Source organism: Nocardia sp. NPDC127606, assembly GCF_042671725.1.
Taxonomy (GTDB): Bacteria; Actinomycetota; Actinomycetes; order Mycobacteriales; family Mycobacteriaceae; genus Nocardia.
Genome location: NZ_JBHXWQ010000003.1, coordinates 564,490 through 586,775 on the forward strand (window position 1 = coordinate 564,490; position 22,286 = coordinate 586,775).

Below are 22,286 nucleotides of genomic sequence, written 5' to 3' on the forward strand. Positions count from 1 at the left end.
TCGGCCCCGCGGGGGCGGGTGCGTGGGCCGATCGTGCGAGGTAGGTTCGGTCCCAGGCCGACGACTGGAGGTTCGTGTGCATCTGCGTGGTGTGGTTCTCCCCGACGACCGGGAGCGTGACCTCTGGGTCGTCGACGGGACTGTCACGTTCGAACCCGTCCGTGACAACGAAACCCTGTGCAGCACAGGCTGGATCGTGCCCGGTCTGGTCGACGCGCACTGCCATGTCGGCATCCGCTACGGCGGCGGGGACGAGACCCACGACGGCGCGATCGAGCAGGCCGAGATCGAACGCGACGCGGGGGCGCTGCTCCTGCGCGACGCGGGCTCGCCGATCGACACCCGCTTCATCGACGAGCACACCGAGCTGCCGCGGATCATCCGCGCGGGCCGCCACATCGCCCGCCCCAAGCGCTACATCCGCGAACTCGGCATCGAACTCGACGACGAGCGCGACCTGCCCGAGATCGTCGCCGAGCAGGCCCGCTTCGGTGACGGCTGGGTGAAGATCGTGGGGGACTGGATCGACCGCTCCGTCGGTGACCTGCGCCCGCTGTGGAGTGACGACATCCTGAAGCAGGCCATCGACGCCGCCCACGCGAACGGGGCAAGGGTCACCGCCCACGTATTCGGTGAGGACGCGCTGCCGGGCCTGATCAACGCGGGCATCGACTGCCTCGAACACGGCACGGGCATCACCGACGACACCATCGAGCTGATGGTGGCCAACGGCACCGCCCTGGTCCCCACCCTGATCAATATCGACACCTTCCCCGGCATCGCCGACAGCGCCACGAAGTTCCCGGTCTACGCCGCCCACATGCGCGACCTGCACCGCCGCGTCCGCGACACCGTCGGCAAAGCCCACGAGGCGGGCGTCCCGATCTACGCGGGCACCGACGCGGGCGGCTCCATCCGCCACGGCCGCATCGCCGACGAGATCACCGCCCTGACCGGCGCGGGCCTGTCGCCCCACGACGCCCTCGGCGCCGCCTCCTGGAACGCGCGCACCTGGCTCGGCCGCCCCGGTATCGAAGAGGGCGCTCCGGCCGACTTCGTCGTCTACGCGCACGACCCCCGCGTGCACCCGCAGTCGCTCACCGACCCACAATGGGTCGTGCTGCGTGGCCTGGTCGTGAAGACCCCCGATCCGGTCACCGGACACCGCTGAATCGACGTTGCGCGGCGATAGCGGAGGCGATTTCCGGCCGCAGCGGGTCGTCTGGCAGAATGAACCCTCGTCCTTCCTGGACAGGTGTCAGCCCGTCTCCGGTTACGTACCGCGCGGCGGTCACGCACACATGCGCGAAACCGGACCCGCAGACCATGCGGGTCGCCGAATCGCGTGGTGACCAAACTACTGAAAGAAGACTGAACAGCATGGCTGTCAAGATCAAGCTCACTCGTCTCGGCAAGATCCGCAACCCGCAGTACCGCGTCGTCGTCGCCGACGCCCGTACTCGTCGTGACGGCCGGGCCATCGAGTCCATCGGCCTGTACCACCCGAAGGAAGAGCCTTCGCTGATCCAGATCGACGCCGAGCGCGTCGCGTACTGGCTGTCCGTCGGCGCGCAGCCGACCGAGTCGGTGCAGCGTCTGCTGGAGATCACCGGCGACTGGCAGAAGTTCAAGGGCCTGCCGGGCACCGAGGGCACCCTGAAGGTGAAGGCTGAGAAGACCTCCAAGCTGGACCTGTTCAACGCCGCGCTCGCCGCCGCCGACAACGCGCCCACCACCGAGGCCGTCACCCCGAAGAAGAAGGCCGCCAAGAAGGACGAGGCTGCCGCTGAGGAAGCCGCCACCGAGGCTGCCGAGTAATGACTGCTGTTGTTGCCGATGCCGTCGAACATCTGGTTCGCGGCATCGTCGCCAACCCTGACGACGTCCGTGTCGAGCTGCTCACCGGACGTCGTGGACGCACCGTCGAGGTACACGTCCATCCTGAAGACCTGGGCAAGGTGATCGGGCGCGGTGGTCGTACCGCGACCGCGCTGCGCACCCTGGTCGCCGGCATCGGCGGCCGTGGGATCCGGGTCGACGTGGTCGATACCGACGCCTAGATGGAACTCGTCGTAGGTCGGGTCGCCAAGTCGCACGGCGTGCGCGGTGAACTCGTCGTCGATGTTCGCACCGACGAGCCGGACGTCCGGTTCGCGCCGGGCTCGACATTGCGCGGCAGGATGCCGAAGTCCTCGGCGACCCGTGACTACACCGTGAAGTCGGCCCGAGAGCACTCGGGCCGGCTTCTGGTGTTCGTCGACGGGATCGACGATCGCACCGCCGCCGACGCCCTGCGTGGCACGTTGTTCGTCGTCGACAGCGATTCGCTGCCGCCGTCGGAGGATGACGACGCCTTCTACGACCACGAACTCGAAGGCCTGCGGGTCGAGTTCACCGACGGCACCGCTGTCGGCACGGTCACCGAGGTGCTGCATTCGGCCGCGGGCGAACTGCTGTCGGTGCGTGCCGCCGACGACGGTCGCGAGATTCTCATTCCCTTTGTCACCGCCATCGTGCCGACGGTTTCGCTCGCCGATGGACTGGTGGTCATCACGCCGCCCGAGGGCCTGCTCGATCCGGAGTAATTCGTGCAACTCGACGTCGTCACGATCTTCCCGGAGTACCTCGAGCCGCTGCGTACCGCGCTGCTCGGCAAGGCCGTCGACAAGGGCTTGATCTCGATCGGCGTGCACGATCTGCGCCACTGGACGCATGACGTGCACAAATCGGTCGACGACTCGCCCTACGGGGGCGGTCCCGGCATGGTCATGAAGCCCACTGTCTGGGGCGATGCCCTGGACGAGGTGTGCCCCGACGACGCACTGCTCGTCGTCCCCACTCCGGCCGGTGTGCCGTTCACCCAGGCCACCGCGCAGCGCTGGGCCACCGAGAAGCACCTCGTGTTCGCCTGCGGGCGCTACGAGGGCATCGATCAGCGCGTGTTCGACGATGCCGCCCGCCGCGTCCGCGTCGAAGAGGTGAGCATCGGCGACTATGTGCTCATCGGTGGCGAGGCCGCGGTACTCGTGATGACCGAGGCTGTGGTGCGTCTGATCCCCGGCGTGCTCGGTAATCAGCAGTCCCACCAGGAGGATTCGTTCTCCGACGGACTCCTCGAAGGTCCCAGCTACACCCGGCCGGTGTCGTGGCGTGGCCTCGACGTGCCCCCGGTCCTGCTCTCGGGCGACCACGCCAAGGTCGCCGCGTGGCGCCACGAACAGTCACTGGAACGCACGGCGCAGCGCCGTCCCGATCTGCTGCCCTGACCTATCCCGCGATTACGCGGGTGGTGATACAGAACGGGTGCCCGGCGGGGTCGAGTAGTACCCGCCAGCGCGGATCCGGTTGTACCGGCGCGGGTTTCGCGCCGATCGCGAGGGCATGCTGTTCGCACAGGTCGAGGTCGGCGTCCGCGGCCAGGTCCAGGTGCACCGCGGCCGTGCCGGGCCACTGCGGCGGAAAATAGTCCTCGACGCGTTGCGCGGCGACCGTCAGTCCCGACGGGATACGGATTCCGACGCTGTGCGCGTCGTTCCACAGGACACGGCCACCGAGCAGCCCGAGGTAGAAGCGGGCGAGGGACTCGGGGTCGTCACAGTCCAGTGAGAGGCCGGCCAGTTGAAAAGGCTCCGTCATCGAAGCGACGCTACCGGGCCGAACGGGCACCGAGATTGTTTTGCGCTAAAGACATTTGGGTATCCATCCAGGTCGTTCTTTGTGCGATCGTCCATAGTGAGGCTTGCTGGTTCCATCCGGAACGGGTTCGGCCCCGGCGTCCGTCGGCGCGGTCGGGCCGGACGCGACGAGGCCGAACGGGCTGCGCGCCGATGTTCCCAGTACAGGCACTGCGCCCCTTGGCAATCGGGCGCTGCCCGAGTGCGCGCTCGGTGACGTTCGCGTGGAGGTGTCGCGCCCACGGTGTGAGACCTTGCCGGTCCGCTCGGTCGGTCCGGGGGCATTGCGGCAGATCCGGTGGCCGAATGGCGGTGATATATCCCACATTTGGCGCGGGAGTTGACGGGGTCGTGGGTCGTGGCAGTCAGGGCAGCAGGCCGTGCCGACGTGCCCGCGCCACCGCCTCGTGCCGGGTGCCGGCATCCAGCTTGCTCATCGCCTGCCGCAGGTAACTCTTGACGGTCTCGGCGCCGAGCGAGAGTCGAAGCGCCGCTTCCTGGTTCGTACAGCCGAGGGCGATCTGGGCGAGCACGTCGAGTTCCCGCCGCGACAGCCGCGGCGCGTCGCCGATGGACTCGCCGGTCAGCACCCCGGTCAGTCGGTCGCACACCCCGGAAAGCCGGTCGCGCAGCGCGAGATCGCCCGTGGCGGTCGCGAGGGCGCGAAGCTCGGCATGGATCTCGCGCAACTCCTCGGTCGCCGCGGGTGTGGTCGTCGTCAGCGGCGGCGCGAGCTCGAGCAGCCGGACCCGCCGGTCCACCTCGTCGCGGACGGCGATCTCCGCGGCCAGTCGCCTACCCGCCTGCAGGATCACCTCGGCGGTGCGGTCACCGAGTGGGCCCGTGCCGCGAGTGGCGGCGTACAGCACGGCGCGGGGTCGGTCGGCGACCAGCACCGGCACGGCCATCACCGACCGCAACCCTTCGCCGACGACCGCGGCGTCGTAGTGGTGGGTGATCGCGGACGAGCCCCGATAGTCGGCCACCGACGCGGGCCTGCGGTACTGCATGGCCTGCCCGCCGAGCCCGGAGGTGCGCAGCACCGACAGCCCGCGCAGACCCGTGGTGACGGTGCCGGCGAACTCGGTGAGCAGCAGGGTGTCCTCGTCCACCGCGCCGCCGAACACCACCGGGACGCTCGCCCGGCCCGCCACCCAGCGGATCTCGGCGCGCAGCGCGTCACCGTCGCGCGGGCGCAACAGGGAAGTCATGGATCACCCCTTTTCGGGGGTAGTGGGGCACGTGAGCTATGCCACATTCTAGGACAGACCCGGTGGCCGATACCCGGGTGATGAGGAGAAGCTGCGATGACTACCGATCTGGACGTGCGGGTGCGCGACCTGCTCGACCACTACGACCGACCGGAGGCCTGTGCGGCCGATCTGCTCTGCGATCGGCACCCGGCCGGGCAGATCGCGTTCACGGTGATCGAGTCCGATCTGCGCGCCTACGACCTGACCTACGGTGAGCTGCGGGAGCGCTCGGCTCGGTTCGCCGCCGCGCTGGCCGAACTCGGCGTCGAACCCGGCGACCGGGTGGCGACGTTGATGGCGAAGTCCGTCGAGCTCGTGGTCGCGCTGCTGGGAATCTGGCGCCGCGGCGCGGTGCACGTGCCGTTGTTCACCGCGTTCGCGCCACCGGCCGTCGAGTTCCGGCTGACCGCGAGTCGCGCGAAGGTCGTTGTCGCCGATGTCGACCAGGCGCCGAAACTCGCGCCGGCCGACTACCGGACGATCGTCGCCGGCGACACCGACATCCCCGGCGCGCTGCGCTTCGACGATCTGCTCGACGGGTACCGACCCGACGACCCGCGTGCGCGGCCGGTGGCGGTCGGTGGCGACGGCCTGCTGGTGCAGCTGTTCACCAGCGGCACCACCGGCACCCCCAAGGGCGTGCCGATCCCGGTGCGCGCGCTGGCGTCGTTCCACGCCTACCAGGAGTTCGCCCTGGATGTGCGCCCCGAGGACGTCTACTGGAACGCGGCCGATCCGGGCTGGGCGTACGGCCTCTACTACGCGATCCTGGCCCCGCTGGCCACCGGTGTGCGCAGCCTGCTGCTGCACGCGGGGTTCTCGGCGCCACTCACCTGGGGCGTGTTGCAGCGCTTCGGCGTCACCAACTTCGCCGCCGCGCCGACCGTCTATCGGGCGTTGCGCGCCGACAGCGCCCCGGTTCCGGACGGCTTCGCCCTGCGCCGGGCGTCGTCGGCGGGCGAGCCGTTGACCCCGGACGTGGTGGCCTGGTCGCAGCGGACACTCGGGGTGCCGGTGCGGGACCACTACGGCCAGACCGAGCACGGCATGGTGATCTGCCACGCGTGGCACCCCGCCCTCGACACGGCCGTCCCGCCCGGTTCGATGGGCAGGCAGCTCCCCGGGTGGTCCTGTGCGGTCCTCGCCGAGGACGCCGACACCGAGGCAGCGCCCGGTGAGATCGGCCGGGTCGCCATCGACACCCACCACAGCCCGCTGCTCTGGTTCCTCGGTTACCTCGACGATCCGGAGCGCACCGCGAGCCGGTTCACCGCCGACGGACGCTGGTATCTGACCGGTGACGTCGGCTCCCGCGACACCGACGGCTGTTTCCGCTTCAGCTCCCGCGACGACGACGTGATCATCATGGCGGGCTACCGGATCGGCCCGTTCGAGGTCGAGAGTGTGCTGGTCATGCACGAGCAGGTCGCCGAGGCCGCTGTGGTCGGGATGCCCGACGAGCTGCGCGGCGAGGTGCTGGAGGCCTTCGTGGTGCCACGCACCGGCATCGAGGGCGGCGCAGAGCTGGCCGTCGAACTGCAGCAGCTGGTCAAGGACGAGTTCGCCGCCCACGCCTATCCGAGAAAGGTCCACTTCGTGGACAGTCTGCCCAAGACGCCGAGTGGCAAAGTGCAGCGGTTCCTGCTGCGCGGCAAGGAGATCCGCTGATGTCCGAACTCAGTTACAGCTGCGGTCCCGCCGACGTCGCGCTGCTCGGTGACACCATCGGCGCGAACCTGGACCGCGCCGTCGCGGCCCATCCGACGCGTGACGCGCTCATCGACTGCCCGACGGGTCGGCGCTGGACCTACCGCGAGGTGGGTGCCGCCGTCGACGCCGTCGCGACCGGCCTCGCCGCGCACGGCATCGAACCCGGTGACCGGGTCGGTATCTGGGCGCCCAACTGCGCGGAATGGTTTCTCGTGCAGTACGCCACCGCGAAGATCGGCGCCATCCTGGTCAATATCAACCCCGCCTACCGCACCAGCGAACTCGAATACGTTCTCGTCCAGGCCGGGGTGCGCACGCTGATCGCCGCATCGGAGTTCAAATCCTCGGACTACGTCGCGATGATCGAGCAGGTCCGGCCGAATTGTCCGGCCCTGGAACAGGTGTTGATCCTCGGCACCGAGCCGTGGCGGCAGGTGGCCGAGACCGTGCCGGACAGCGAACGGCTGGGCGCGATCGCCGAGACACTGTCGGCCGACGACCCGATCAACATCCAATACACCTCGGGCACAACAGGCTTCCCGAAGGGCGCGACGCTGAGTCACCACAACATCCTCAACAACGGGTTCTTCGTCGGCGAGCTGTGCGGATACACCGAGGCCGACCGGGTCTGCATCCCGGTTCCGTACTACCACTGTTTCGGCATGGTGATGGGCAATCTCGCGGTCACCTCCCACGGTGCGGCCGCGGTGATCCCGGCGCCGTCGTTCGATCCGGCCGCGGCGCTGGCCGCCGTCGCCGCGGAACGCTGCACCTCGCTCTACGGCGTCCCGACGATGTTCATCGCGATGCTGGCCGAACTCGACTCCGGCGCCGACTATGACCTGTCGAGCCTGCGCACCGGCATCATGGCGGGCTCACCGTGCCCGGTCGAGGTGATGAAACGGGTGATCGATCAGCTGGGGATGAGCGAGGTCGCCATCTGCTACGGCATGACCGAGACCTCGCCGGTGTCCACCCAGACCCGCCGTGACGACAGCATCGACCGCCGCACCGCCACCGTCGGCCGGGTCGGCCCGCACCTCGAGGTGAAGGTGGTCGACCCGGAGACCGGGCACACCGTGGCGCGCGGCGAACCGGGCGAACTGTGCACCCGCGGCTACTCGGTGATGCTCGGGTACTGGGAACAACCCGACAAGACCGCCGAGGCGATCGACGCCGCCCGCTGGATGCACACCGGCGACATCGGCGTCATGGACGCCGACGGCTACCTCGCGGTCACCGGCCGGATCAAGGACATGGTGATCCGCGGCGGCGAGAACATCTACCCCCGCGAGATCGAGGAGTTCCTCTACACCCACCCCGATATCGTCGATGCCCAGGTCATCGGTGTCCCCGACGCCAAATACGGTGAGGAGCTGATGGTCTGGCTCCGGCTGCGCGAGGGCGCGACGCCCCTCGACGCCGACGCTGTGCGCACGTTCTGCGCCGGTCGCCTCGCCCACTACAAGATCCCGCGCTATGTGCACGTGGTCGACGAGTTCCCGATGACGGTCACCGGCAAGGTCCGCAAGGCCGAGATGCGCGAACTCGCGAGGGAGATCCTCGGCTGAATCTCGGGCGCTGCTGGTTCTTGCTAGCGTGTTCGCGACAGGTGGGTGGCCTGGTTGCGAATGATGATGGGGGAGACTGTGTTCCGTAGGGCAGCGGTCGTGTCGATGTCGGTCTGCGCGCTGGTCGCGACGAGTGCGGGTGGCGCCGACGCGGGACCGGGCGGTGTCGGGGTTCTCCCCAGCCCCAGTGGGGCCCTGCCCGTCGGTTCCACGACGCTGCATCTGGTCGACGCCGCCCGTCAGGACCCGTTCCAACCGGATCGGTCCAGGGAACTGATGGTGTCGGTGTTCTATCCGGCGACCGAGGTACACCGGTACCCGCGAGCACATTACGCGTCGACGGAGCTGATCCCGGGACTCGAGAAAGAGCTCGGGATCGAGCTCCCCGGCGCGCTGACCCACGCCTACCGGGAGGCGCCGGCACAGGCCGCGAGCACCTATCCGGTCGTGCTGTACACACCCGGCGGCGGTGTCTCGCGCATCCTCGGCACCGGCCTCGCCGAGGACCTGGCCTCGCGCGGATACGTGGTGGTGACTGTCGATCACACCTACGAATCCGGTCCCGTGGTCGAGTTCCCCGGCGGACGGCTCGTGCGGCCCGCCCCGGCGCCCAACGGCTTCGACACCGAAATCCGCGAAAAGTACATCGCCGCACGGCTGCTCGATCTCCGGTTCGTTCTCGACTCCCTCGCCGGGCTAACCGCGGGGGCCAACCCCGATGCCGAATCCGACCCCCTACCCGCCGATCTGGATCGGGTGCTCGACCTGGACCGGATCGGCGCGGTCGGACATTCGTCGGGCGGGTACGCCGCCGTCGAGGCCATGCACGAGGACCGTCGCATCGACGCGGCCGTCGACATGGACGGACAGATCGGTGTGGACGAGGCACTCGGCCGCGCGGTGACCGAGGGCGTCGACCGGCCCACCCTGGTCTTGACCAGCGATCAGATCGAGGAAGTCGGTGATGCGAATCCGTCCCTCGACGCGTTCTGGCAGCGGGCCACCGGCTGGAAACGTCATCTGGCCATAGCGGATTCGGCCCACTACGACTTCACTGATATGCCGTCGCTGGTGCCCGCCCTCGCGCGGCCCGCCGCGTCGACCTACATCGGCGCCATCGACCCGGATCGCATGGCGTCGCTCGTGCGGGGCTACGTCGCGGCGATGTTCGACAAATTCCTGCGCGAGCGCACCGACACCGTGCTGGATCGTCCGATCACCGAACCCGAGGTGCGGGCAATCCGCTGACCTGGGTGCCAGCGAGGTGTCGGTCATGAGCTGTAGTCTCTGCGGCTGTGACGACAGCGCCCGAGATCGCCGACAGCACGACCACCATCGCCAGCGTAGGCAGGCGGATCGCCGATGAACTGGGGGTGCGCGAGACCCAGGTCCGCGCCGCCGTCGAACTGCTCGACGGTGGTTCCACGGTTCCGTTCATCGCGCGCTACCGCAAGGAGGTCACCGACGGCCTCGACGATGCCCAGTTGCGCCAGCTCGAGGAACGGCTCGGGTATCTGCGTGAGCTCGACGAGCGCCGCGGCGCGATCATCGAATCCATTCGCGGCCAGGGCAAACTCGATCCCGCCCTGCACTCGCAGCTCATGCTCGCCGAGACCAAGGCGCGCCTGGAAGACATCTACCTGCCGTACAAGCCCAAGCGCCGCACCAAGGCACAGATCGCGCGCGAAGCCGGTCACGAGCCGGTGGCCGACGCGCTGATCGGCGACCCGAGCACCGATCCGGCCGCCTACACCGCCGAACAGCTCGACGGCGCCCGCTCGATCCTGGTCGAACGCTTCGCCGAAGACGCCGACCTGGTCGGTGAGCTGCGTGAGCTGATGTGGAACCGCGGCCGGATCACCTCGACGGTCCGCGCGGGCAAGGAGGAGGCGGGGGCCAAGTTCTCCGACTACTTCGAGTTCAGCGAGCCCTTCCACAAGCTGCCCTCGCACCGGATCCTGGCGCTGCTGCGCGGGGAGAAAGAGGAGATGCTCACGCTGCATCTCGAAGCCGACACCGACGAACCGGCACCCGGCGAGCGCACCCTCTACGAGGGCCGCATCGCGGTCGCCTTCGGCATCGCCGACAAGGGCCGTCCGGCCGATTCCTGGCTGCTCGACACCGTTCGCTGGGCCTGGCGCACCAAGCTCGCCGTGAGCCTGGGTATCGACACCAGGATGCGGTTGCGCCAGGCGGCGGAGAAGGACGCGGTCGACGTGTTCGCCGCGAACCTGCGCGACCTGCTGCTCGCCGCGCCCGCGGGCACCCGCACCACCATGGGCCTCGACCCCGGTTACCGCACCGGCGTGAAGGTCGCCGTCGTCGACGCCACCGGCAAGGCGGTCGCGACCGAGGTCATCTACCCGCACAAGCCGCAGGGGCAGACCGAGAAGTCCCTCGCGGTGCTGGCCGCGCTCGTCGCCCGGTTCAACGTGGAGCTCATCGCCATCGGCAACGGCACCGCCTCGCGCGAAACCGATGCCCTTGCGGTGGAACTGATCTCGCGGATCCCTGAGAACAAGCCGACCAAGATCGTGGTGTCGGAGGCGGGCGCCTCCGTGTATTCCGCGTCGGCCTACGCCTCGGCCGAATTGCCCGACATGGACGTGTCGCTGCGCGGCGCGGTCTCCATCGCCCGGCGTCTGCAGGACCCGCTGGCCGAACTGGTGAAGATCGATCCCAAGTCGATCGGCGTCGGCCAGTACCAGCACGACGTGTCCGAGACGCTGCTCGCGCGCTCGCTGGGCGCGGTCGTCGAAGACGCGGTGAACGCGGTCGGGGTCGATGTGAACACGGCCTCGGTGCCGCTGCTCTCGCGCGTGTCGGGTGTTTCCTCGTCGGTGGCGGAAAGCATTGTGGTCCACCGTGATCAGAACGGGCCCTTCAACAGCCGCAAGGCCCTGCTCGAGGTTCCGCGCCTGGGGCCGAAGGCTTTCGAACAGTGCGCGGGCTTCCTGCGCATCCGCGGCGGTGTCGACCCGCTGGACACCTCCGCCGTGCACCCCGAGGCCTACCCGGTGGTGCGCCGCATTCTCGAGCACACAGGCCGGGAGATGGCCGAGGTCATCGGCAACACCGGCACCCTGCGCGCGTTGAAGCCCGGCGACTTCACCGACGAGAAGTTCGGTGTGCCCACCGTGAGTGACATCATCGCCGAGCTGGAGAAGCCGGGCCTCGACCCGCGTCCGGAATTCAAGACCGCCGAATTCGCCGCGGGCATCGAGAAAGTCGCCGACCTGAAGCCAGGGATGGTGCTCGAGGGCGTCGTGACGAATGTGGCCGCGTTCGGCGCGTTCGTCGATGTCGGCGTCCATCAGGACGGTCTCGTGCACGTGTCGGCGCTGTCGCACACCTTCGTCAAGGATCCGCGCGAAGTGGTGAAATCCGGTGACGTGGTGAAGGTGAAGGTTCTCGAGGTCGACGTCGCCCGCCAGCGGATCGGACTCACCCTGCGGCTCGATGACGAGCCGGGCAAGCCCGCGCAGGGGGACAATCGTGGAGGTGGTGCGCCGCGGGGTCAAGGTCGTGGACAGCAAGGCGGTCGTGGTCCGGCACCTGCCCGCAACCAGGGACAGGGGCGTCAGAGCAACGGCGGCGGTAACCAGCGCAAGCAGGCTGGGGCACCGACCGGTTCGATGGCAGACGCCCTGCGCGCGGCTGGTTTCGGCAACAAGTAGGTAGCAACTCGAAGACAGGGCGGGCGGCATGCGACGGTGGCTCGAGGAAGAGGTGATCGCGCACGGCCGCCTGCCCCTGCTCTGTTTCCTGCTGGGGTTCATCCTCGGCTTCGTGGTGATCCGGGTGAGTGTGCGGATGATCCGGGCCAATGTGCGCTGGTGGCCGGGCAATGTGAAAGCCGGCGACACCCACATCCACCACATGGTGTTCGGTGTGATCACCGTGCTGCTGTCGGGCATCGGGCTGATCGCCACCGCCGAGGACTCCACCCAGGTCACCTCGAGCGTGCTGGCCGCGATCTTCGGGATCGGCGCCGCGCTGGTACTCGACGAATTCGCGCTGATCTTCTATCTCCGTGACGTCTACTGGTCCGAGCAGGGCCGAACCTCGGTGGACGCCGTCTTCGTCGCCTTCGCGGTGACCGGTCTGCTCCTGCTCGGTGTCCAACCGGCGACGTTTCTGGACTACGACGACTTCCGGGCATCGCGCGGTGTCGGGGTGCGGGTCGGGGTGGCGATCACGATCACGGTGAATCTGGTGCTCGCCGCGATCGTGATCGCCAAGGGCAAGATCTGGACCGGGCTGTTCGGCATGTTCTTCACGCCGCTGCTGCTGGTCGGCGCGGTGCGGTTGAGCAGGCCCGGCGCCCCGTGGGCGCGCTGGCGCTACGGTCACCGGCCCAAGACCATGAACCGGGCGGTCGCGCGGGAGCGGCGCTATCGTCGCCCGGTCATCCGCGCGAAGATCTTCATCCAGGACCTCATCGCGGGCAAGCCCGACGTCGAGCACGCGCGCACGGCCGCCGAGGCGGAGTTGGCGCGTACCGTTGTCCCGGCGCCCTCAGCGCCGCCGCCGCATCCGCACCTGCTGCCGCGTCGTCGAGCCGACCAGACCGACGAGCAGTGAGGCCCGATTTCGATCAGGGCGATCCGGTCTGGCACAATGAACCGGTTGCCTTGGACGAGTCATGTCCGAGAGCACTCCTGTTCTGAGCATGAACCGGTCGAGCGCGCGAGTGCCGCCAGGTTCCTCTGTTCACGCAAAGAATCCGAAAAGGTGGAAAATGAACACCCTTGATTTCGTCGACGAGAAGTCGCTGCGTAGCGATGTCCCCAACTTCCGTCCGGGCGACACCCTGAACGTGCACGTGAAGGTCATCGAAGGCTCGAAGGAGCGCATCCAGGTCTTCAAGGGCGTCGTGATCCGGCGTCACGGCGGCGGCATCGGCGAGACCTTCACGGTCCGCAAGGTGTCCTTCGGCGTCGGTGTCGAGCGCACCTTCCCCGTGCACAGCCCCAACATCGACCACATCGATGTCGTGACCCGCGGTGACGTGCGTCGCGCCAAGCTGTACTACCTGCGCGACCTGCGCGGCAAGGCTGCCAAGATCAAGGAAAAGCGCTGATCTCGCAGTAGCACTTGGCAGTACCAGATTTCTTCAGGTAGCCCGGTACCCGACTCACGTCAGGGTGCCGGGCTACTCTGTTCGGCGTGGCAGACGAAAGTGAGTCGGTGTCGGTGTCCGATTCGGGCGACGAAGGTGGGCGGCGCAGAAAAAAGCGCGGCGACAAGAAGCAGCGCCCGTTCTGGCAGGAGTTGCCGATACTCGTCGTGATCGCGGCTGTGATCGCCGCGCTGATGGTGACTTTCGTCGGTCGGCCGTATGTGATCCCCTCGCAGTCGATGGAGAACACGCTGCTGATCGGTGATCGCATCTACGTCCAGAAGATCAGCTATTACGGCTCCGAACCCGGACCGGGCGACGTGGTGGTCTTCGTCGGACCGCCGTCGTGGAACGGGCACTACAAGTCGGTGCGTTCGGACAACACCGTCGTGCGCGGTCTGCAGAACTTCCTGTCCTACTTCGGGCTGGTCCCGCCGGACGAGAACGATCTGGTCAAGCGTGTCATCGCGGTCGGCGGGCAGACCGTGCAGTGCTGCGATCCACAGGGACGCGTCATGGTGGACGGCAAACCGCTCGACGAGCCGTACATCAAGAAGGACTACCCCTGGTTCACCGATCGTCCCAACGCTGTGTACCCGGCCGGTCGGGTGTTCGGTCCGGTGAAGGTGCCGGAGGGCAATCTGTGGGTGATGGGCGACAACCGCAACGAGTCGGCTGATTCGCGCGCCCACGTCAGCGACGATCTGCAGGGCACCGTGCCGGTGGACAACGTCCGCGGCAAAACGGTGTTCAAGATCTGGCCGCCGAGCCGGATGGGCCCAGTGAAGACCCAGAATGCGCAAGAGAACTAACGCGATGAGGACGAGTGTTCTGGGCCCAGTGAAGACCCAGAACGCGCAAGAGAACTGACACGTTGAGGAGGGGTGTTCCGGGGCGAACGCGCACCCGGAACACCCAGGCGAACTGACGCGACGGGACAATCGAACTGTGGGGCAGGATCGGACCAGCTGGCCGCCGCGGATGGTGATGCGCCGGGCGGCGGGATTACGCACGCTCGAGGCCGCGCTCGTGCGCGGTGGCCTCGCGCCGGTGGCCGGTGTCGACGAGGCGGGGCGCGGACCCTGCGCGGGCCCGCTGGTGGTCGCCGCGTGCCTGCTGGCGCCCAAGGCCTACGACAAGCTCGCCGGGCTCGACGACTCCAAGAAACTCACGGAGGCGGCTCGTGAGGAGCTGTTCCCGGTGGTTCAGCGGTTGTCGCTGGCCTGGAGCGTCGTGGTGGTGCCCGCGTGGGAGATCGACTCGATCGGCATCCACGTCGCCAATATCGAGGGCATGCGCCGAGCCGTGGTCGGCCTCGAACGCACCCCCGGCTACATCCTGACCGACGGATTCAAGGTCCCCGGCCTGCCCGCACCGTCCCTGCCGGTGATCGGCGGCGACGGCACGGCCGCCTGCATCGCGGCCGCGAGCATCCTGGCGAAGGTGACCAGAGACCGGATGATGGTCGAGCTCGACGCGCAGCTCCCCGGCTACGGTTTCGCCGCGCACAAGGGCTACAACACGCCCGAGCACACCGCCGCCCTACGGCAGCTCGGACCGAGCACAGAACACCGCCGTTCCTGGCGTAATGTGCGCGAGCTCGAGGTGCCCGGAGGTAGCCGAGTGGCTACTCGCGCGGCACATGCGCGATGATGTCTCCAATGAACGCGGCGCTGCTAGCAGGAGGACGTCCCACCCGATGAGTGCTGAGGACCTCGAGAAGTACGAAACCGAGATGGAACTGTCGTTGTACCGCGAGTACAAGGACATCGTCGGCCAGTTCTCGTACGTGGTGGAGACCGAACGGCGCTTCTACCTGGCCAATTCTGTCGAACTGCGTCCGCAGAACGCCGACGGCGAGGTGTATTTCGAAGTGCGGATGAGCGATGCGTGGGTGTGGGATATGTACCGCCCGGCACGGTTCGTCAAGCACGTTCGGGTGATCACGTTCAAGGACGTGAACATCGAGGAGCTGGAGAAGCCGGACCTGCGTCTGCCGGAGTAGTTGTCCACAGGGGCGCGGTTATCCACAGGATTTCTGTTTGCCCAGGTCGCGGGGGATGGCCACGTGAGCGTCTGTGGCCATGCTTTCGCTCATGGCACACAAACAGGCGCTCGGCGCGTATGGGGAGAAGCTGGCCGCGCAGTATCTGTGCGAGTCGGGGATGGAGATCGTCGCCCGCAATTGGCGGTGTCGATACGGTGAGCTGGACCTGATCGCCCAGGACCCGTCGATCACCGCGTTCGTCGAGGTGAAGACGCGGTCGGGGCTGGGGTTCGGAACTCCGGCCGAGTCGGTCACCTTCAGCAAGCAGCAGCGGATCCGCCGGCTGGCGCTGCTGTGGCTGGCCGAACAGGACGGGCCGTGGCGGCGGATCCGGTTCGACGTCGTGTCGGTGCTGATGCCACACGGGCGCGGTCCGGTCATCGAGCATCTGACCGGCGCGTTCTGATGGCGCTCGGGCGGGCGCTGTCGGTGGCGGTGACCGGGGTAGACGGGCAGCTGGTGGAGATCGAGGCCGATATCGGTCAGGGTCTGCCCTCGGTGAATCTGGTCGGTCTGCCCGATGCCGCCCTGCAGGAATCGCGCAATCGGGTGCGTTCGGCGGTGGCCAATACGGGGGAGAAGTGGCCGGACGGCCGGGTGATCCTGGCGCTCTCGCCTGCGACGCTGCCGAAAGTGGGCAGTGTCTACGACCTCGCGCTGGCCGTTTCCGTGCTCGACGCCTCCGGGGCGGTGCCCGGCGAGCGGCTGGTGAAGACGGTGCTGCTGGGGGAGTTGGCGCTCGACGGTCGGGTTCGGCGGGTGCGTGGAGTGCTGCCCGCGGTGATCGCGGCCCGTCGGGCCGGGCTGCCCACGGTGGTCGTGCCCGCCCAGGCGGTGGCCGAAGCGGGGCTGGTCGAGGGGATCGAGGTACTCGGGGCGACGAGCCTGCGGGCAGTGGTGGCGTGGCTGCGCGGGGAGGGCACGCTGCTCGAACCCGACGGCCTCGTGCCGGGGACGCAGACCCCGTGCGGTGACCTCAGCGATGTGGTCGGGCAGGACGAGGCGCGCTGGGCGCTGGAGGTCGCTGCGGCGGGCGGACACCATCTGCTGCTCACCGGGCCGCCCGGGATCGGCAAAACGATGTTGGCGCAACGTCTTCCGGGACTGCTGCCACCGCTGTCGGAAGCGGAGTCCCTGGAGGTGACCGCGATCCATTCGATGGCGGGATCGCTGTCGGCCGAGCAGCCGTTGCTCACGCTGGCTCCCTTTGTCGCGCCGCATCATTCGACGTCGGTGACCGCCATGATCGGCGGTGGTTCCGGCATGGCCCGGCCCGGCGCGGTCAGCCGGGCCCATCGCGGGGTCCTGTTCCTCGACGAATGCGCCGAGATCGGCACCAAAGTCCTGGAGGCACTGCGAACTCCGCTCGAAGAGGGGGAAGTGCGCATCGCCCGGCGCGACGGCGTTGCCCGGTACCCGGCCCGCTTCCAGCTCGTCTTGGCGGCCAATCCCTGTCCGTGCGCTCCGGCACGCGATGTGGACTGCATCTGCGCGCCACTGGCACGACGCCGCTACCTGGGAAAACTGTCGGGGCCGTTGCTCGACCGCATCGATATCTGGGTCCAGATGCACGGGCAGGCCGGTGCGACGTTCGGCGACGAACAGACCGAGAGCAGCAGCACGGTGGCCGAACGTGTGGCCAGGGCACGAGCCCGCGCGGCGCAGCGGTGGAGCGAGGACGGGTGGGCGACCAATGCCGAAGTGCCGGGCCACATTCTGCGCAAGCGATTCAAGTTGCCGCGGGAATCGATCGCGCCGATCGAGACGGCCTTACGGCTGGGGCGCATGTCGGCCCGTGGCGCCGATCGGGCGATCCGGGTCGCCTGGACGGTCTGCGATCTGCGCGAAGGGGAGCTGCCCACCGTGCAGGATGTGATGTCGGCGTTGAACTTCCGGCAGCGGGGCGCGCAATGAGCGCATCGCGTGCGGTCGGCGAGGTGGCGGATCTGGACGGTGATCCGGACGAACGACGACTCGCCTGGGTGTACCTGTCGCGGGTGGTGCAGGGGCCGTGTGCGCCACTGTCGGCATTGATCGCCTCGGTCGGAGTGTGCGAGGCCGCGCGTGCTGTCCGTGAGCACGAGTTGCCCGCGGCACTGCGTGGTCCCACCGCGATGCGACGTGAGATTGACTCGGCAGCAGCAGATTTGGACACGATGGCTCGTCTGGGCGGGCGGGTGATCACTCCCGACGACGAGGAATGGCCGGGCTGGCGGATGCTCGGACTCGATCAACTCGACAGCGAGCGTGATCGCGAGGCGGCGGTCCCGCTGGTGCTGTGGGCGCGGGGACCCCTCTCGCTCCACACCGCGTCCGAACGTGCTGTCGCGGTGGTCGGTTCGCGGTGTAGCAGCGGATACGGGTTGCAGGTGGCGAGCGAGATCGCGTGCGACCTGGCAGGCCGGGGCTGGACGATCGTCTCCGGAGCGGCCTTCGGCATCGACGCGGCGGCGCACCGGGCGGCCCTCGCCGTCGGCGGAACCACCGTCGCGGTCCTCGCCTGCGGCGTCGACCGCCCCTATCCGGCGCAGCACGACCGCCTGCTCGCGGCCATCGCCGAAAGTGGTCTGGTCGTCAGCGAATACCCGCCGGGCATCTCGGCGCAGAAACATCAGTTCCTGGCGAGGAACCGCCTGATCGCGACTCTCGGGGACGGCGTTCTGGTGGTCGAGGCAGGGCTGCGCAGCGGCGCTCGCAACACCGTGAAATGGGCCCGCAGATTGGGCCGTCCAGCCATGGCTGTACCGGGGCCGGTCGGGTCGGCCTCCTCGACAGGCTGTCATCGCATGATCAGAGAGGGCGAGGCACTGCTGGTAACCCGAGCCGAGGACATCATCGACGAAGCGGGTCCCCTCCGCCTCCCGGTCAGCGCAGGTGGCTCAGTAGACCCCGCCGGCCACCTCCGCGGCGCTGAAGCCGAAATCTACGCGGCGCTACCCGCCATCGGCTCGCGTCTTCCCCGCGAACTGTCTCAACAGTCCGGCTTGGACCTGGCCACGGTGCGAGCGGTCCTGCCGAGCCTGGAACTCGCCGAACTGGTCGGCTGCGATTCCGAAGGATGGTTTCGGAAGTCCAGTCGACGGGCGAGCTGACGGCGGCGGCGTGGTGGGTTGCGTGGGGGACGGGGAAGGGTGACGGTTGGGTCATGGATGTGTTGCCGGACGACCTGACCGCGTTGCTCACCGAGTTCGGGCGGCATCTGCGGTTGGGCCGGAATCGGTCGGCGCATACGGTGCGGGCGTATCTGGGGGATGTGCGGTCGTTGCTCGAGCATCTGTACGCGCGGTCGGCGGATTCGGCGGTGCGGGAGCTGGATCTGCCGTTGCTGCGATCGTGGTTGGCCGAGCTGGCGGCGGCAGGGGCGGCCCGGACGACCCTGGCTCGGCGGGCTTCGGCGGCACGGACGTTCACCGCGTGGTTGACCGAGACCGGGCGGCTCGGTGTCGACCCGGGGCTGCGCCTGCAGGCCCCGAGAGCCCATCGCGTGCTGCCCGCGGTTCTCGGCCGCAATCAAGCCGAACAGGCCATGGTCGCGGCGGAATCCGGTGCGGCACAGCAGGATCCGATGGCGCTGCGAGATCGCCTGGTGGTGGAGTTGCTGTACGCCACCGGGATTCGCGTCAGCGAGCTGTGCGGTCTCGATCTCGATGACATCGACCGGGAGCGCCGTCTGGTGCGTGTGCTCGGCAAGGGCAACAAGGAGCGTTCGGTACCGTTCGGTGGACCGGCCGACACCGCGCTCGATGCTTGGCTCCGGGCCGGTCGGCCCTCGCTGGTCAACAGCAACTCGGGCCGCGCTCTGCTCCTCGGCCAACGCGGCCGCCGCCTCGACCAGCGCCAAGCGCGCGCCGTCGTCCACGACGTGATCGCCGCGATCCCCGGCGCTCCCGACATGGGCCCGCACGGCCTGCGCCACACCGCCGCCACCCACCTCCTCGAAGGCGGCGCCGACCTGCGCGTGGTCCAGGAACTCCTCGGCCACGCCAGCATGGCAACCACCCAGCTCTACACGCACGTCTCCGTAGAACGCCTCAAACGAGTCCACGACCAGGCCCACCCCCGCGCCTGACCCACCCACCGCCTGCCGGTCCCGCTCCAGTCGGCTCGGACGATGTTCTCGACCGGAGCAGCGTCGCTCTGGGAGTTGCTCGGGGGGCGGAGAACCGCCGCGCTCGTCAGGGTCATGAGCGGGTGGACCGGGGTAGCGCATGATGGGGACAGGAGGTGGTGGTCGTGACGTTGCCCGAGGTCGGGGCCGAATCGGACGACGGCGAGGAGGAGGTCGACTATCGGTTCACCCTCGCCAACGAGCGGACGTTCCTGGCGTGGATCAGGACCGCGATCGGTCTGCTCGCCGGCGGCGTCGCGGTGCATACCCTCGTTCAGCCGACGCGGCTGGCCGGATTCGCCGGTGCCATCTCGATGATCTGCCTGATCATGGCGCTGGCCGTCGCGCTCGCCGCCTTCCGGCACTGGCGTCGGGTCGATCTCGCGATGCGTTCCGGGCGACCGTTGCCCGGAACGGTCCTGGTTCCCGTGTTGTCGGCCGGTGTGGCGATCGTCGCCGTGCTCGCCTGTGTAGCGGTCGTGCTGTCATGACCGCACCGACCCTGGCGATGGAGCGCACCGCCCTGGCCTGGCGGCGCACCTCGCTCGGAGCGGCCGCCTGCGCGCTGCTCTTCGCGCACGAGGCGATCGTCGACGGTCGGCCGACATGGCCGATCCCTCTCGCCGCCGCCACGGTCGCCCTACTCCTGGCCGGAGTCGGCTGGTCGCGCGGCCGTGCACTCGATCGCGGACATTCGGGCACCGCGCACCGAGTCGTCGCGACCACCACCCTCGCCGTCGCGACCGTCTCCCTCATCGCGGTGGTCACCGTATTGCTCAATGGGTAGCGCGATCGCCCTGCGACGTACTCGGCACCGAGGTGTTCGCGGTGATACGCCCGAGCCGCTTTGTCGCTGGAGCCCGAAATAGTGTGGCGGGCGTGACTTCCCTGCGCGAGCGGCTGCGTGCCGCGCTGAAACCTGCGATGAAGGCCCGTGACCTCGGTGCGGTCTCGGCGTTGCGTTCGGCGCTGGCGGCGATCGACAACGCGGAGGCCATCGATGCCGGTGACGTGCGAGCCGGCGCCATGGAGCAAAGCCCCGTCGGACTCGGTGCGGCCGAGGCTGTTCGCCGCGACCTCACCGAGGTCGGGATCGAAGCGATCGTCCGTCGGGAGATCGACGAAAGAAGATCCGCGGCAACCGAATACGACCGACTCGGTGCGATCGACCGCCGCGATCGGGTGAGTGCCGAAGCCGACACGCTGGCCGCCCTGCTCTGACGGCCGTACCGGTGCGGGCCGGGCCGCGACGTCAGTCGTTGGTGGGCAAGGTGTTCAGGTAGCGATGGGTGAACCAGCGCTGGATCAGCCGGGCGACCGGTCCGCCGAGGCGGACGTACCAGGCGCCCGGCTGGGAGAAGGCGGTGATCAGGCCGTAGACGGTGTCGTCGGTCGGGTCGTATTCGACGGCGAACAGTTCCTCGCCGACCTCGGGGTGTCCCGGCAGGGTGCCGTACGCGAAACCTCGGCGGTCGGGTTCGTCGAGGACGTAGACGACGCGGCAGGGCGCGCTGATGTTCAGTGGCCCGATGCGCAGGACGACCGTCAATTCGGTTCCGGGCTGCGCGGTTTCGGTGTCGGCGCTGCGAAAGGTGCCAACGCCCTTCTGTATTCCGAAGTCGAGAATATGGGCGGCCGCGCGCTCGAACAGATCGCGGCCGTGGCCGATCGGCCGCCGATTCCGGAACCGGTGGTATCCGTCGGGCATCGTGGCGCGGGTGGCGCCCACGTCGGGGTAGGTGAAAGGCGCTGATTTCTCGGACACGCCTCGATTCTCGTCCGCGACCGGCTGCCCCGGGGGCGGAGTAGCGGAGCGTTTCGTCACATCACGGCTCCAGCGGTTTCAGCCGGACCGGCACCTCGTGCAGGAGTCCGAGCGGGTCGACGTACTCGCGCCGGTTGTGCGCACCGGACTCACGGCGGGCGCCCCAGTGCAGGCAGGCGGCGGCCGAACACCCCTCGTGTCCGGCCACCAGAGTGCCGATCGCCGTGCCCCTTACCACCCGGCTTCCCACCGCGACCTTCGCCGTCACCGGTTCATAGGTGGTGCGCAAGCCGCCCGGATGATCGATGGACACCACCGGTTTGCCCGCCACTTCCCCCGCGAACACCACGATGCCGTCGCCCGCTGCCAGCACCGTCTGCCCGGTGGTACCCGCCAGGTCGACCCCGCGATGCCCCGGCAGCCAATTCCGCTCCGGCTTGTCGAACCCGCGCTCCACTGTCGGGCGCGGACGCAACGGCCAACCGAACGAGCCCGATTCCGCCGCATCGGCAGGCACCGCCCCACTGAGCACAATCGCCACCAGGCAGACGACACCCAGCACCCGCCCGAGAATCGACCGCGTCCGGAGCGCCGCTCGCCGCATTGTCGAGGGTCTGCGCGGACGCCGGCCGCGATCGGTCCCACCCGGCCACGCCATATTGTCGGGCCGCGAGCGATCGGCAGGGAACCTTTCGAACATCGAGGCCTCAGCGGTGAGGTCGTGGCGTCGGCACACGCTGCTGCCCGGCCAGCGAGCGCAGCATCTCGCGGAGGACTGCGGGGAGTTCGGCCGCTGATCCGCTTCCGCCGCCCGCTCGCACCATGATCTCGATCTCCGCCCGAGCCCCCGCACTTCGATCGATCCCCTGCGGCCGCGCCGGAGCGGAACCGAGATCGTGGATCGTCACCTGAACCGGGACCGGTGCGGGAACGAGTTCGCGTCGAGGCACGGTCACCACCGGAACCACGGTCGATTCCCGGCCGCACGAGACAGGACCGGGCGGGCGCTCCAGCGGCTGGACAGGCACGGTGCTCC

26 protein-coding genes are annotated in these 22,286 nt (G+C 68.6%); 21 read left to right on the forward strand and 5 right to left on the reverse strand.

The window, feature by feature from the left end:
• Positions 1–76 precede the first annotated feature (76 nt).
• The 5 genes from ACFVJ5_RS18185 (at position 77) to trmD (ending at position 3,266) form a co-directional block, all read left to right on the forward strand.
• Positions 77–1,171 (forward strand): amidohydrolase family protein, encoded by a 1,095-nt coding sequence (locus ACFVJ5_RS18185; RefSeq protein WP_379221432.1) that lies wholly within the window; start codon positions 77–79, stop codon positions 1,169–1,171.
• A 209-nt stretch (positions 1,172–1,380) separates the two neighbouring features.
• Positions 1,381–1,818: a 30S ribosomal protein S16 gene (rpsP, locus tag ACFVJ5_RS18190; protein WP_266291542.1), complete on the forward strand. Its 438-nt coding sequence runs from the start codon at positions 1,381–1,383 to the stop codon at positions 1,816–1,818.
• Complete coding sequence (locus tag ACFVJ5_RS18195; RefSeq protein ID WP_056811833.1) at positions 1,818–2,060, forward strand: RNA-binding protein; 243 nt, start codon at positions 1,818–1,820, stop codon at positions 2,058–2,060. Before rpsP ends, ACFVJ5_RS18195 begins: the two co-directional genes overlap by 1 nt.
• Positions 2,061–2,585, forward strand: a complete 525-nt coding sequence (gene rimM, locus ACFVJ5_RS18200; RefSeq protein ID WP_379221434.1) for a ribosome maturation factor RimM — start codon at positions 2,061–2,063, stop codon at positions 2,583–2,585. It abuts the gene before it with no gap.
• Positions 2,586–2,588: 3 nt separating this feature from the next.
• A complete protein-coding gene (gene trmD, locus ACFVJ5_RS18205; protein WP_379221436.1) occupies positions 2,589–3,266 on the forward strand; it encodes a tRNA (guanosine(37)-N1)-methyltransferase TrmD in 678 nt (225 codons plus the stop codon).
• Position 3,267: 1 nt separating this feature from the next.
• Here trmD and ACFVJ5_RS18210 read toward each other — a convergent pair whose 3' ends face one another.
• Positions 3,268–3,636 (reverse strand): VOC family protein, encoded by a 369-nt coding sequence (locus ACFVJ5_RS18210; protein WP_101466458.1) that lies wholly within the window; start codon positions 3,634–3,636, stop codon positions 3,268–3,270.
• Positions 3,637–4,039: 403 nt separating this feature from the next.
• The gene (locus ACFVJ5_RS18215) at positions 4,040–4,885 is read right to left on the reverse strand and encodes a LuxR C-terminal-related transcriptional regulator (protein ID WP_379221438.1); all 846 of its coding nucleotides are present in this window, start codon (positions 4,883–4,885) and stop codon (positions 4,040–4,042) included.
• Between the two features lie 96 nt (positions 4,886–4,981).
• Here ACFVJ5_RS18215 and ACFVJ5_RS18220 point away from each other — a divergent pair, with 96 nt between their 5' ends.
• From ACFVJ5_RS18220 to ACFVJ5_RS18295, 16 genes are all read left to right on the forward strand, one after another.
• Entirely contained in the window at positions 4,982–6,595 is a 1,614-nt protein-coding gene (locus ACFVJ5_RS18220; RefSeq protein ID WP_379221440.1) for an AMP-binding protein, read from the forward strand.
• Entirely contained in the window at positions 6,595–8,208 is a 1,614-nt protein-coding gene (locus ACFVJ5_RS18225) for an AMP-binding protein (RefSeq protein WP_379221442.1), read from the forward strand. The genes ACFVJ5_RS18220 and ACFVJ5_RS18225 overlap by 1 nt, the downstream gene beginning before the upstream one ends.
• 78 nt (positions 8,209–8,286) lie before the next feature.
• Positions 8,287–9,456: an alpha/beta hydrolase family protein gene (locus tag ACFVJ5_RS18230; RefSeq protein WP_379221444.1), complete on the forward strand. Its 1,170-nt coding sequence runs from the start codon at positions 8,287–8,289 to the stop codon at positions 9,454–9,456.
• Positions 9,457–9,503: 47 nt separating this feature from the next.
• Entirely contained in the window at positions 9,504–11,885 is a 2,382-nt protein-coding gene (locus ACFVJ5_RS18235) for a Tex family protein (RefSeq protein WP_379221446.1), read from the forward strand.
• Positions 11,886–11,913: 28 nt separating this feature from the next.
• Positions 11,914–12,792: a hypothetical protein gene (locus tag ACFVJ5_RS18240; RefSeq protein WP_379221448.1), complete on the forward strand. Its 879-nt coding sequence runs from the start codon at positions 11,914–11,916 to the stop codon at positions 12,790–12,792.
• 157 nt (positions 12,793–12,949) lie between these two features.
• On the forward strand, positions 12,950–13,291 hold the full coding sequence (gene rplS, locus ACFVJ5_RS18245) for a 50S ribosomal protein L19 (RefSeq protein ID WP_062986944.1): 342 nt from the start codon (positions 12,950–12,952) through the stop codon (positions 13,289–13,291).
• Positions 13,292–13,377: 86 nt separating this feature from the next.
• Positions 13,378–14,142 (forward strand): signal peptidase I, encoded by a 765-nt coding sequence (gene lepB, locus ACFVJ5_RS18250; protein WP_379221450.1) that lies wholly within the window; start codon positions 13,378–13,380, stop codon positions 14,140–14,142.
• A 136-nt stretch (positions 14,143–14,278) separates the two neighbouring features.
• Positions 14,279–14,983, forward strand: a complete 705-nt coding sequence (locus tag ACFVJ5_RS18255) for a ribonuclease HII (RefSeq protein WP_378626378.1) — start codon at positions 14,279–14,281, stop codon at positions 14,981–14,983.
• A 46-nt stretch (positions 14,984–15,029) separates the two neighbouring features.
• A complete protein-coding gene (locus tag ACFVJ5_RS18260) occupies positions 15,030–15,335 on the forward strand; it encodes a DUF2469 domain-containing protein (RefSeq protein ID WP_011210678.1) in 306 nt (101 codons plus the stop codon).
• A 91-nt stretch (positions 15,336–15,426) separates the two neighbouring features.
• Positions 15,427–15,783 carry a YraN family protein gene (locus ACFVJ5_RS18265; RefSeq protein ID WP_379221452.1) on the forward strand — a complete coding sequence of 119 codons (357 nt, stop codon included), beginning with the start codon at positions 15,427–15,429 and terminating at the stop codon, positions 15,781–15,783.
• Positions 15,783–17,291, forward strand: coding sequence for a YifB family Mg chelatase-like AAA ATPase (locus ACFVJ5_RS18270; RefSeq protein ID WP_379221454.1), 1,509 nt, complete (start codon positions 15,783–15,785; stop codon positions 17,289–17,291). The genes ACFVJ5_RS18265 and ACFVJ5_RS18270 overlap by 1 nt, the downstream gene beginning before the upstream one ends.
• Entirely contained in the window at positions 17,288–18,469 is a 1,182-nt protein-coding gene (gene dprA / locus ACFVJ5_RS18275; RefSeq protein WP_379221456.1) for a DNA-processing protein DprA, read from the forward strand. Before ACFVJ5_RS18270 ends, dprA begins: the two co-directional genes overlap by 4 nt.
• Positions 18,470–18,522: 53 nt before the next feature.
• Entirely contained in the window at positions 18,523–19,446 is a 924-nt protein-coding gene (locus ACFVJ5_RS18280) for a tyrosine recombinase XerC (protein WP_379221458.1), read from the forward strand.
• A gap of 164 nt (positions 19,447–19,610) precedes the next feature.
• A complete protein-coding gene (locus ACFVJ5_RS18285) occupies positions 19,611–19,976 on the forward strand; it encodes a YidH family protein (RefSeq protein ID WP_378626383.1) in 366 nt (121 codons plus the stop codon).
• Positions 19,973–20,272, forward strand: coding sequence for a DUF202 domain-containing protein (locus ACFVJ5_RS18290; protein ID WP_379221460.1), 300 nt, complete (start codon positions 19,973–19,975; stop codon positions 20,270–20,272). Before ACFVJ5_RS18285 ends, ACFVJ5_RS18290 begins: the two co-directional genes overlap by 4 nt.
• 92 nt (positions 20,273–20,364) lie before the next feature.
• Positions 20,365–20,706 (forward strand): hypothetical protein, encoded by a 342-nt coding sequence (locus ACFVJ5_RS18295; RefSeq protein ID WP_379221462.1) that lies wholly within the window; start codon positions 20,365–20,367, stop codon positions 20,704–20,706.
• Positions 20,707–20,737: 31 nt separating this feature from the next.
• On the opposite strand, the gene ACFVJ5_RS18300 is transcribed toward ACFVJ5_RS18295, so the two are convergent.
• The 3 genes from ACFVJ5_RS18300 to ACFVJ5_RS18310 all read right to left on the reverse strand — a co-directional run bounded on the left by ACFVJ5_RS18300 (position 20,738) and on the right by ACFVJ5_RS18310 (position 22,206).
• Entirely contained in the window at positions 20,738–21,250 is a 513-nt protein-coding gene (locus tag ACFVJ5_RS18300; RefSeq protein ID WP_379221464.1) for a DUF1990 family protein, read from the reverse strand.
• A 61-nt stretch (positions 21,251–21,311) separates the two neighbouring features.
• Positions 21,312–21,854 carry a M23 family metallopeptidase gene (locus ACFVJ5_RS18305; protein WP_379221466.1) on the reverse strand — a complete coding sequence of 181 codons (543 nt, stop codon included), beginning with the start codon at positions 21,852–21,854 and terminating at the stop codon, positions 21,312–21,314.
• 103 nt (positions 21,855–21,957) lie between these two features.
• Positions 21,958–22,206 (reverse strand): hypothetical protein, encoded by a 249-nt coding sequence (locus ACFVJ5_RS18310; protein ID WP_379221468.1) that lies wholly within the window; start codon positions 22,204–22,206, stop codon positions 21,958–21,960.
• Between the last annotated feature and the right edge of the window lie 80 nt (positions 22,207–22,286).

Excerpts from the sequence above, each read along its gene's own strand:
- ACFVJ5_RS18270 (WP_379221454.1), top strand. The coding sequence starts at position 15,783 with ATGGCGCTCGGGCGGGCGCTGTCGGTGGCGGTGACCGGGGTAGACGGG.
- rpsP (WP_266291542.1), top strand. The coding sequence starts at position 1,381 with ATGGCTGTCAAGATCAAGCTCACTCGTCTCGGCAAGATCCGCAACCCG.
- ACFVJ5_RS18265 (WP_379221452.1), top strand. The coding sequence starts at position 15,427 with ATGGCACACAAACAGGCGCTCGGCGCGTATGGGGAGAAGCTGGCCGCG.
- ACFVJ5_RS18215 (WP_379221438.1), bottom strand. The coding sequence starts at position 4,885 with ATGACTTCCCTGTTGCGCCCGCGCGACGGTGACGCGCTGCGCGCCGAG.
- rplS (WP_062986944.1), top strand. The coding sequence starts at position 12,950 with ATGAACACCCTTGATTTCGTCGACGAGAAGTCGCTGCGTAGCGATGTC.
- ACFVJ5_RS18290 (WP_379221460.1), top strand. The coding sequence starts at position 19,973 with ATGACCGCACCGACCCTGGCGATGGAGCGCACCGCCCTGGCCTGGCGG.
- ACFVJ5_RS18240 (WP_379221448.1), top strand. The coding sequence starts at position 11,914 with ATGCGACGGTGGCTCGAGGAAGAGGTGATCGCGCACGGCCGCCTGCCC.
- ACFVJ5_RS18210 (WP_101466458.1), bottom strand. The coding sequence starts at position 3,636 with ATGACGGAGCCTTTTCAACTGGCCGGCCTCTCACTGGACTGTGACGAC.
- dprA (WP_379221456.1), top strand. The coding sequence starts at position 17,288 with ATGAGCGCATCGCGTGCGGTCGGCGAGGTGGCGGATCTGGACGGTGAT.
- ACFVJ5_RS18305 (WP_379221466.1), bottom strand. The coding sequence starts at position 21,854 with ATGCGGCGAGCGGCGCTCCGGACGCGGTCGATTCTCGGGCGGGTGCTG.
- ACFVJ5_RS18280 (WP_379221458.1), top strand. The coding sequence starts at position 18,523 with ATGGATGTGTTGCCGGACGACCTGACCGCGTTGCTCACCGAGTTCGGG.
- rimM (WP_379221434.1), top strand. The coding sequence starts at position 2,061 with ATGGAACTCGTCGTAGGTCGGGTCGCCAAGTCGCACGGCGTGCGCGGT.
- ACFVJ5_RS18225 (WP_379221442.1), top strand. The coding sequence starts at position 6,595 with ATGTCCGAACTCAGTTACAGCTGCGGTCCCGCCGACGTCGCGCTGCTC.
- ACFVJ5_RS18220 (WP_379221440.1), top strand. The coding sequence starts at position 4,982 with ATGACTACCGATCTGGACGTGCGGGTGCGCGACCTGCTCGACCACTAC.
- ACFVJ5_RS18260 (WP_011210678.1), top strand. The coding sequence starts at position 15,030 with ATGAGTGCTGAGGACCTCGAGAAGTACGAAACCGAGATGGAACTGTCG.
- ACFVJ5_RS18195 (WP_056811833.1), top strand. The coding sequence starts at position 1,818 with ATGACTGCTGTTGTTGCCGATGCCGTCGAACATCTGGTTCGCGGCATC.